This is a genomic window from Phocaeicola sp., from assembly GCF_048170425.1.
In the GTDB taxonomy this organism is placed as follows: Bacteria; Bacteroidota; Bacteroidia; order Bacteroidales; family Bacteroidaceae; genus Phocaeicola.
In genome coordinates this window covers 1-9,778 of the sequence record NZ_DBEXBB010000208.1, presented here as the reverse complement: position 1 = coordinate 9,778, position 9,778 = coordinate 1, and the positions used below count along the sequence as shown (strand labels likewise).

At 43.3% G+C, this 9,778-nt stretch carries 7 protein-coding genes; 6 read left to right on the top strand and 1 reads right to left on the bottom strand.

What is annotated here, in order from left to right:
- Window positions 1–70: 70 nt before the first annotated feature.
- Window positions 71–3,886, top strand: coding sequence for a TIM-barrel domain-containing protein (locus ACMJ0U_RS08270; RefSeq protein WP_417129510.1), 3,816 nt, complete (start codon window positions 71–73; stop codon window positions 3,884–3,886).
- A gap of 106 nt (window positions 3,887–3,992) precedes the next feature.
- Here ACMJ0U_RS08270 and ACMJ0U_RS08265 read toward each other — a convergent pair whose 3' ends face one another.
- On the bottom strand, window positions 3,993–5,057 hold the full coding sequence (locus ACMJ0U_RS08265) for a M20 family metallo-hydrolase (protein WP_417129509.1): 1,065 nt from the start codon (window positions 5,055–5,057) through the stop codon (window positions 3,993–3,995).
- Window positions 5,058–5,181: 124 nt separating this feature from the next.
- Between ACMJ0U_RS08265 and ACMJ0U_RS08260 the strand changes: the two genes are divergently transcribed.
- The 5 genes from ACMJ0U_RS08260 (at window position 5,182) to ACMJ0U_RS08240 (ending at window position 9,598) form a co-directional block, all read left to right on the top strand.
- A complete protein-coding gene (locus tag ACMJ0U_RS08260; protein ID WP_417129508.1) occupies window positions 5,182–6,996 on the top strand; it encodes an AMP-dependent synthetase/ligase in 1,815 nt (604 codons plus the stop codon).
- Between the two features lie 95 nt (window positions 6,997–7,091).
- The gene (gene prfB / locus ACMJ0U_RS08255) at window positions 7,092–8,207 is read left to right on the top strand and encodes a peptide chain release factor 2 (protein WP_417129507.1); all 1,116 of its coding nucleotides are present in this window, start codon (window positions 7,092–7,094) and stop codon (window positions 8,205–8,207) included.
- Window positions 8,208–8,292: 85 nt separating this feature from the next.
- Window positions 8,293–8,433 (top strand): hypothetical protein, encoded by a 141-nt coding sequence (locus ACMJ0U_RS08250; protein ID WP_417129506.1) that lies wholly within the window; start codon window positions 8,293–8,295, stop codon window positions 8,431–8,433.
- 15 nt (window positions 8,434–8,448) lie between these two features.
- Window positions 8,449–8,955, top strand: a complete 507-nt coding sequence (locus tag ACMJ0U_RS08245; protein ID WP_417129505.1) for a CYTH domain-containing protein — start codon at window positions 8,449–8,451, stop codon at window positions 8,953–8,955.
- A gap of 139 nt (window positions 8,956–9,094) precedes the next feature.
- Window positions 9,095–9,598 (top strand): RNA polymerase sigma factor, encoded by a 504-nt coding sequence (locus ACMJ0U_RS08240; RefSeq protein ID WP_417129504.1) that lies wholly within the window; start codon window positions 9,095–9,097, stop codon window positions 9,596–9,598.
- Window positions 9,599–9,778 lie beyond the last annotated feature (180 nt).

The following is a 9,778-nucleotide window of genomic DNA, read 5'->3' as shown; positions in this document are numbered from 1 at the left end:
CGTGCACTTTTTGCAAGATTTGTAAGAAGTAATGTAGTAGGAGAAATTTAACCGTTAGTAATGTTATACTATGAAACTAAAGTATTATTCTGTTTTATCCTTGTGTGTGCTTGGGGGCCTGTTGACTACCCCCGCCTCTGTATGGGCTGCACAGCAGACTGAGGTAACTATCAGCAGTGCCAGTGTGCTGAATCCGTCAGCAGTGGAAGTGGTCTTTTCCAATCAGCAGCGCATGACACTTGATTTTTATGGTGAAAATATCTTCCGGATGTTTCAGGACAATCAGGGGGGGATTGTGCGTGACCCGCAGGCTTTTCCTGAAGCCCAGATTCTGGTAGACCATCCTCGGAAGAAGGTAGGTGAGTTGTTGCTGACAGACAAGGAGGGGGTGATTACGATTTCTACTGCCAGAATTCAGGTAGAAATGGACAAGCGTACGTCGCTGTTTAAGATTACAGATAAAATCCGTCAGAAGGTCGTAGTGGAATCAGCACGTCCGGTGGACTTTATGGAAAAACAAGTCTGCATGTCACTCAAAGCACATGATGATGAGTTTTTTTATGGAGGTGGTGTGCAGAACGGCCGTTTTTCGCATAAAGGAAAAAGCATCCGTATTGTCAATACGAATCAGTGGACAGATGGAGGAGTAGCTTCTCCTACTCCTTTTTACTGGTCTACAGAAGGATATGGGGTTATGTGGTACACGTTCCGTCCCGGACTATATGATTTTGGAGCAACGGATAAAGGAGTGGTGAAACTGTCGCATGAAGAAAACTATCTGGATGTCTTTTTCATGGTGAATGACAGTCCGGTAGCTTTGTTGAATGATTTTTATCAGTTGACCGGTAATCCGGTGCTTTTACCGAAGTTTGGTTTTTATGAAGGACATTTGAATGCCTATAACCGTGACTATTGGAAAGAAGACGAAAAGGGTATTCTGTTTGAAGACGGAAAGCGATACAAGGAAAGTCAGAAAGACAATGGCGGTATCAAGGAGTCTCTGAACGGCGAAAAGAATAATTACCAGTTCTCGGCGCGGGCGGTAATTGACCGTTACAATGCGGCCGATATGCCGTTAGGATGGATTCTGCCCAATGACGGTTATGGAGCCGGCTACGGACAGACTTCTACGTTGGATGGTAATATCCAGAATTTGAAGGAATTAGGTGATTATGCCCGTGCAAGGGGAGTGGAAATCGGATTGTGGACACAGTCGGATTTGCATCCCAAAGAAGGAGTGGAAGCTTTGCTCCAGCGTGACATTGTGAAAGAAGTGCGCGATGCAGGTGTACGTGTGTTGAAAACTGACGTGGCCTGGGTGGGAGCTGGTTATTCATTCGGGCTGAACGGAGTGGCCGACGTAGGACAGATTATGCCTTATTACGGCAACAATGCACGTCCGTTTATTATTTCGCTGGACGGATGGGCTGGTACACAGCGTTACGCAGGTATCTGGTCGGGCGACCAGACCGGGGGTGAATGGGAATACATTCGTTTCCATATCCCGACATATATCGGTTCCGGATTGTCGGGACAACCTAATATTTCTTCGGACATGGATGGTATTTTCGGTGGAAAGAATATTCCGGTCAATGTACGTGACTTCCAGTGGAAAACGTTTACTCCCATGCAGTTGAACATGGACGGATGGGGAGCAAATCCGAAATATCCGCAAGTGCTAGGTGAGCCGGCTGCTTCCATCAATCGCTGGTATCTGAAGATGAAATCAGAGTTTATGCCTTATACTTATAGTATAGCCCGTGAAGCCGTGGATGGAAAGCCGATGGTTCGGGCCATGTTCCTGGATTATCCGAATGACTATACACTGGGAACAGCTACCCGCTATCAGTTCCTTTACGGGCCTTATGTACTGGTGGCTCCGGTATATCAGAACACACAGGCCGATGAGGATGGAAACGATGTGCGTAATGGCATTTATCTGCCTGAAGGGAACTGGATAGATTATTTTACCGGCGACTTGTATCAGGGCGGACGGATTCTCAATAATTTTGGGGCTCCTTTGTGGAAACTTCCATTGTTTATCAAGCAGGGGGCTATTTTGCCGGTGACTACAGCGCATAATAATGTGAGTCAGATGGATAAGCACTTGCGTGTGTATGAACTTTATCCGGGTGGCGATACCGAGTTTACGGAATATGATGACGATGGAGTGTCTGATGCTTATCGTGTAGGACAGTATGCGACTACTCATATCCGTTCCGTAGTAGAGGGAGAGGACTTGACAGTGTGTGTAGAACCAGTGCAAGGCTCTTTCGAAGGAATGGTAGCACGTAAGCGTACCCATTTCCGTATCAATGTAACTGCACAGCCGAAGAAACTGACAGTACGTGTAGGCGGAAAGAAAGTGAAACTGACTCCGGTGACTTCTATGGAAGCATTACAGAAAGGGGCGAATGTATATTATTATGAGCCGAATCCTGAATTGAATCGTTTTGCCACTCCGGGCAGTGAACAGGCTCGTCTGCACGTCATTAAGAATCCGGTAGTACATGTGAAGCTGGAAGAAATGGACGTGACTCAAAACGATATTAAGTTAGAGATGAAAGGCTTTGTATTTGCACCTGCTGAGAAGCTGTTGGTGAGCCAAGGTACACTGCGTGCTCCGGAAGCAGAGGTAACGGAAGACAATACAGAGGCTTATACATTGACTCCTTCATGGAAAAAAGTGGACAATGCGGATTATTATGAAATCGAATACAATGGTATGCTGTATAGTACCATTCGGAACACTCAACTTCTGTTTGAAGACTTACGGCCGGAAACTACTTGTACGTTCAAGGTGCGCGCAGTGAATGCTACAGGTGTATCAGAGTGGACTAATGTGACAGCTACTACTAAATCGGACCCGCTGGAATTTGCCATTCGTGGAATTAAAGGAGAAACCAGTTGCCCGAACCAGGGAGGGCAGGAAGTGAATAAACTCTTTAACTTCGACGAAGGAGATGCATGGCATACGAAGTGGAGCACGGCAGCAGTTCCTTTTGATTTGATTATTGACCTGAACAGTGTAAATCAGCTGGATAAATTCCAGTACCTGCCTCGCCTGGATGCCGGAAATGGAACATTGGGTAAGGGTACTGTATATTATAGTATGGATAAGTCTGACTGGCACGAGGCCGGTACCTTCGACTGGAAAGGAAGTGACGTGAAGACTTTTGTATTCGAAAAACAGCCTGTTGCACGCTACATCAAGTTGTTGGTTGTATCTGCTACGGGGCAGTATGGCTCAGGTCGTGAACTTTATGTGTTCAAGGTGCCTGGCTCAGAAAGCTATATCCCGGGTGATATTAATCAGGATAAGCTGGTGGATGAAAATGACTTGACCTCTTATATGAACTATACAGGTTTGCGCAGAGGAGATTCTGACTTTGAAGGCTATATCAGCAAGGGTGACTTGAACGAGAACGGTCTGATTGATGCATATGATATTTCAGCGGTTGCCATCCGTCTGGAATCTGGAGTCAGCAGTCGTCAGGTACCTCCGGTAGCTGGGGAAATTACGGTTGTTCCATCTAAAAAGGTGTATAATGAGGGAGAAACCGTAGAGATTCGGGTTTCAGGTAAAGGTTTGCGTTCGGTCAATGCTGTCAGCTTTGCGTTACCTTACGATCCACAGGCATTGGAATATGTGGGAACAGAGATGACCGCCATGAAGGAGATGCGTAACCTGACCAATGACCGTCTGCATACGAACGGAACAAAGGCTTTGTATCCTACCTTTGTAAATGTTGGAGAAAAGCCTTACCTGGAAGGGGATGCTGAACTTATGACAATCAAGTTTAAGGCAAAACGTAAGCAAAAGATTGACTTGAATATACTGGACGGTATGCTGGTTGACAAGAATCTGAATACAGTGAAGTTTTGATAGATTATCCGGGACGCGTTCCCGGATATAAAAAAGAGGAGAAGGGTTGTCTGTTCGGTTAGGACAATCCTTCTCCTCTTTTTTATAAACACAGATAAGGGTTCTATCAGATTTTTAATCCGTCCAAAATCTGTATATATATTGAAATTGCTTCCTCTATTTCACTGACGAGGATGTATTCATCAGCTGTATGTGAACGGGAGGATTTTCCCGGTCCCATTTTCACAGAGGGGAAGGGCATTAACGCCTGATCGGATAACGTGGGTGAACCGAATGGTTCTTTCCCCAGTTCTATGGCACGTTTTACGAACGGATGATCAGATGGAATGCTGGAAGAGTTGAGACGGAATGAGCGTGCTCTGGCTTCACTTTGTATATGTTTGCAGATTTCGGCGAACAGTTCCTCGTTAGAGTAACATTCGTTACTTCGGATATCTACCACGATACTGCACAAATCAGGGACTACATTGTGCTGTGTACCTGCATTAATCTGAGTGACACTCATTTTTACAGGCCCCAGGATGGGTGATTCCTTCGGGAACTTATATGTACGGAACCATTCAATATCAGGGAGTAGCTTATAAATCGCATTTTCCCCCTCATTACGTGCGGCATGACCTGACTTTCCACGTGCTGTAACATCGAGTACCATAAGTCCCTTTTCTGCGATGGCGGGTTGCATTTCCGTAGGTTCACCTACTACTCCTAATGCAATAGGCGGCAGTTGAGGCAGAACACTTTCAATACCATTTTTCCCGGAGACCTCTTCCTCGCAGGAAGCCAGGAAAATCAAGTTGTAGCTTTGGGCTGTCATGCTAAGATGACGGTATACCTGGAATAATGATACCAGACTGGCCCCTGCATCGTTGCTACCTAAACCGTATAATTTCCCGTTTTCATTTTTTGGAGTAAACGGTTGCTTTCTCCATCCGCTGACAGGCTTCACGGTGTCGATGTGTGAATTGAGTAAGATGGTAGGTTTGTTGATGTCGAACATGGGACTGATACACCAAATGTTGTTTCCGGATCTTCCGGTCATAATTCCCGTTTCTTCTATGTAGTTTTGCAGGAAGTCTGCTGCAGCTTCTTCTTCTCGGCTGATGGATGGGATTCCAATCAGGGAATGTAACAGAGTCAGTGCTTCGGATGTGTAATAACCTGTGTCTATCATAAATAACCCGTTTTTTGATTCTTTGCAAAGATAGTCTTTTTTAGGAGAAATGTTTTAGATTGGGCGGACATTGCAAATAAAATCCTATATTTGCAGAATAAACCAATAAAATGAACTAAGATAGATGGTTAATTCATGTTTGTCCCGGCTTGTACGGCAACAAGCTGAAAAGTATGGGGATAAAGTTGCCTTAAAATATCGTGATTACACCACTGCTACATGGATTCCTGTCACATGGAACAGGTTTGCGGATTTGGTAGCCAAGACTGCTCGCGCTTTTGTAAAACTAGGGATAGATGTACAAGAAAATGTAGGAGTATTTTCTCAAAATAAGCCGGAGTGTTTGTATGTAGATTTCGGGGCTTTCAGAGACAGAATTGTCACTGTGCCTTTGTATGCCACAAGTTCTGAGGCTCAGGTACATTATATTGTAGAAGATGCGGGAATTCGTTTTTTGTTTGTGGGAGAACAATATCAGTATGATGTGGCTTATCGTGTGCAGGGGTTATGTCGCTCGTTGAAAAAGATTATTATATTTGATACGGAGGTGAAACGGGCAGAAGGAGACAATAATTCGATTTATTTTTCCGACTTTCTGGCGTTGGGAGAGGATAAGTCTGGGATGGAAGAAGTGGAAAGGCGTACAGAGTCTTCTTCTCCGGAAGATTTGGCTAATATTTTATACACATCTGGTACGACGGGTGACTCAAAAGGAGTGATGTTGCATCATTCTAACTATGAGGTTGCTTTCAAAGGGCATGATGCACGTTTGAAGAATCTGGGTGAAAATGATGTAATTATGAATTTCTTGCCGTTTACTCATATCTTTGAACGGGCATGGTCGTACTATTGTTTGTATAAAGGATGTATGTTGTGTATTAATTTGCGTCCCCAGGACATCCAAAAGACGATTAAAGAAGTACGGCCTACAGCCATGTGCAGCGTACCTCGTTTCTGGGAGAAAGTATATGCCGGAGTACAGGAAAAAATCAATGAGACTACGGGACTGAAGAAGGCTTTGATGCAGGATGCCCTTCGTGTAGGAAGAGAACATAATATTACGTATCTGATGAATGGAAAAACGCCTCCTTCAGTATTGCATATGAAGTATAAGTTTTATGAGAAGACAATTTACAGCTTGCTGAAGAAGACTATTGGTATAGAGAACGGCAATTTCTTTCCTACTGCAGGGGCGGCTATTCCTGAGAAAGTGGCAGAGTTTGTTCACTCGGTAGGCATTAATATGGTAGCAGGTTACGGATTGACAGAGAGTACGGCTACTGTCTCTTGTGAATGGATTGGTGATTTTCGTTTGGGGGCAGTTGGACGTGTTCTGGAAGGCGTGGAGGTACGTATTGGAGAAGACAATGAGATACAGCTTCGTGGAGGTACCATTACGAAAGGATATTATAAGAAAGAAGCAATCACCCAGCAGGCATTTACGGACGACGGCTGGTTCCGTACCGGGGATGCTGGATATATGAAAGATGGCTTTTTGTATCTGACGGACCGTATTAAGGATTTGTTTAAAACTTCTAATGGAAAATACATCGCTCCGCAGGCTATTGAAACAAAATTGGTGGTAGACCGTTATATTGATCAGGTAACTATTATTGCAGACCAGCGGAAATTTGTGTCAGCGCTGATTGTGCCTGAATATAGTCAGGTGGAGAAATTTGCGCAAGCACATCATATAGCTTTTGGGAGTAGAAAGGAACTGCTGGAAAATCCTCAGATCATAGAGCTGTTCCGTCTTCGGATTGACACGCTTCAGCAGGAATTTGCACACTATGAGCAAGTCAAGCGGTTTACCCTTCTGCCGGAGCCTTTTAGTATGGAGCGCGGTGAACTGACCAATACGCTGAAACTGAAGCGTGCAGTGGTTGCTCGTAATTACAAGGACATTATTGACAAAATGTATGAAGAAAATGTCGATTAAATAGCAGACTTTTATCTACAGGCACTCTTTCAGGGGTGCCTGTTTTTTCATATCTTTGCAACGAGAAAAAATAACAGACTAATTTATCGTATTTTATGATTACCATAGAGCAACTGAAAGACGTGAAGGAACGTACGGAAGCCTTGTATCGTTATCTGGACATTGAAGGAAAGAAGATACAGGTGGAAGAAGAGCAGCTTCGTACGCAGGCACCCGGTTTTTGGGATGACCAGAAGGCTGCCGAAGCACAGATGAAAAAAGTAAAGGCTTTGCAGCAGTGGATTGCCGGTTATCAGGAGGTGAAGACATTGGCGGATGAACTGCAGTTGTCTTTTGATTTTTATAAAGATGAACTGGTTACCGAGGAGGAAGTGGATGAGGCATATTCAAAGGCTGTTTCGGCGGTGGAAGAGTTGGAACTGAAAAATATGCTTCGTTCGGAAGCTGACCAGATGGATTGTGTTTTGAAAATCAATTCGGGGGCGGGAGGTACAGAAAGTCAGGACTGGGCTTCCATGCTGATGCGTATGTACATGCGCTGGGCTGAAAGTAATGGATATAAGTTGTCGGTAGCTAACCTCCAGGAAGGAGATGAGGCCGGCATTAAGACCGTGACAATGAATATCGAAGGGGCATATGCTTATGGTTATCTGAAAGGTGAAAACGGTGTGCACCGACTGGTTCGTGTGTCTCCGTACAACGCACAGGGTAAGCGAATGACTTCTTTCGCATCTGTATTTGTCACTCCTTTGGTGGACGATTCAATTGAAGTGACAGTTGAACCGGCTCGTTTGTCATGGGATACGTTCCGAAGCGGTGGTGCCGGAGGACAGAATGTGAACAAGGTAGAATCTGGTGTACGTTTGCGCTATCAGTATAAAGATCCTTACACTGGCGAAGAAGAAGAAATCTTGATTGAAAATACGGAGACCCGTGACCAGCCGAAGAACAAGGAAAACGCCATGCGTCAGTTGCGCTCTATTCTTTATGATAAAGAGTTGCAGCATCGTATGGAAGAGCAGGCCAAGGTAGAGGCAGGAAAGAAAAAAATTGAATGGGGGTCTCAGATACGAAGCTATGTATTCGATGACCGTCGTGTGAAAGACCATCGGACTAACTATCAGACATCGGATGTGAATGGTGTGATGGATGGAAAAATAGACGGTTTCATTAAAGCTTACCTGATGGAATTTTCAGATAGTGAAATCTGATAACTTTGAGTAAAATCGTTCTTTTTTATTTGTCTTTTTGCAAAGATGTTGTAATTTTAGGGTTGTAAATTAAAAATAAGAATTTATGGGACGCAACAGAAATGTAAAAAGACAGAATTTTGAAAAACGTGAGGAAGAAAAAGCCAATAGATTGTTCAGGATGATTTGTATAATCTTGATTCTATTGGCTATTTTAATGATTGTAGGTTACACATTGGCTTCTTGATTTTTCAGATAGAATATGCCGCAAGAAATAGAAAGAAAGTTTCTGGTACGTGACGACTCTTATAAGGCTATGTCTTATAAAAAAAAACGTATCAGACAGGGATATATTTGTAGTGAAAGAGGACGAACCGTGCGGGTACGTATTCAGGATGAAGAAGGTTTTCTGACAATTAAGGGACCTTCGGATATGTCGGGTATGAAACGTTACGAATGGGAGCATACCCTTTCTTTACAGGAAGCGGAAGAATTGATGAAATTGTGTGAACCAGGAATGATTGACAAGACCCGTTACCTGGTTCGGTGGGGAATGCATGTTTTTGAGGTAGATGAGTTTTACGGAGAAAATGACGGACTGGTCGTTGCAGAAGTTGAATTGAATAGCGAGCAGGAGTCTTTTGAGATTCCTCCTTTTTTGGGGAAGGAGGTAACAGGTCAAGTAAAGTATTATAATTCCTTTCTAATGAAATTGCCTTATCGGAAATGGGGTGGAATTCTTCCTGAAAATTGTCAGGAAAAGGGGTAAAAACTAACAATTGAGAGTTTTTACCCGTTTGAACATCAGATTTCAGGAAGAGCGCTCTTTGTTTTTCTGCTAATATTGCAGTGTCAAAATAAAAACAGACATTGTTTCAATTTAAGGAAAGAAAGACTAAAAAAGAATTATGAAAACGGCAACTTTTGCTCAGAACTTGCTGAGCATGCAGACAGAACTACTTCATTTCGCTTATAAATTAACGGCAGACCGTGAAGAAGCGAATGATCTTCTCCAGGAGACTTCGTTGAAAGCCTTGGATAATGAGGAGAAGTATGTAGCAGAAACGAATTTTAAGGGATGGATTTATACCATCATGCGTAATATATTTATTAATAACTATCGCAAGACTTTGCGCGATCAGACGTATGTAGACAATACCGACAACCAGTTTTTTCTGAATTTGGGAGCTGATATTGAAGATGATTCGATGCAGGGCACTTACGACTTGAAGGAAATGCGCCGTATTGTCAATGCATTGCCGAAAGAATATCGTGTACCTTTTGCCATGTATGTGTCGGGCTTTAAGTACCGTGAAATTTCGGATAAGCTCAACCTCCCTTTGGGTACCGTGAAAAGTCGTATTTATTTTACTCGCCAAAGATTGCAGGAAGATCTAAAGGATTTTAGATAATCATGATAACTCTCTATCTTTAAAAAATAATATATTTATTCACTACTGTCCAATAAAAGTTGGTTGATCGGTCTTTGAAATTATTGAAATACAGTCTTTTAAGTGGTATTTCCGAATGAAACGGATTTGAATTTGTAGCTTAGCGGTCAAATTGAAGACTGCTTATGAACCAAGACAAAT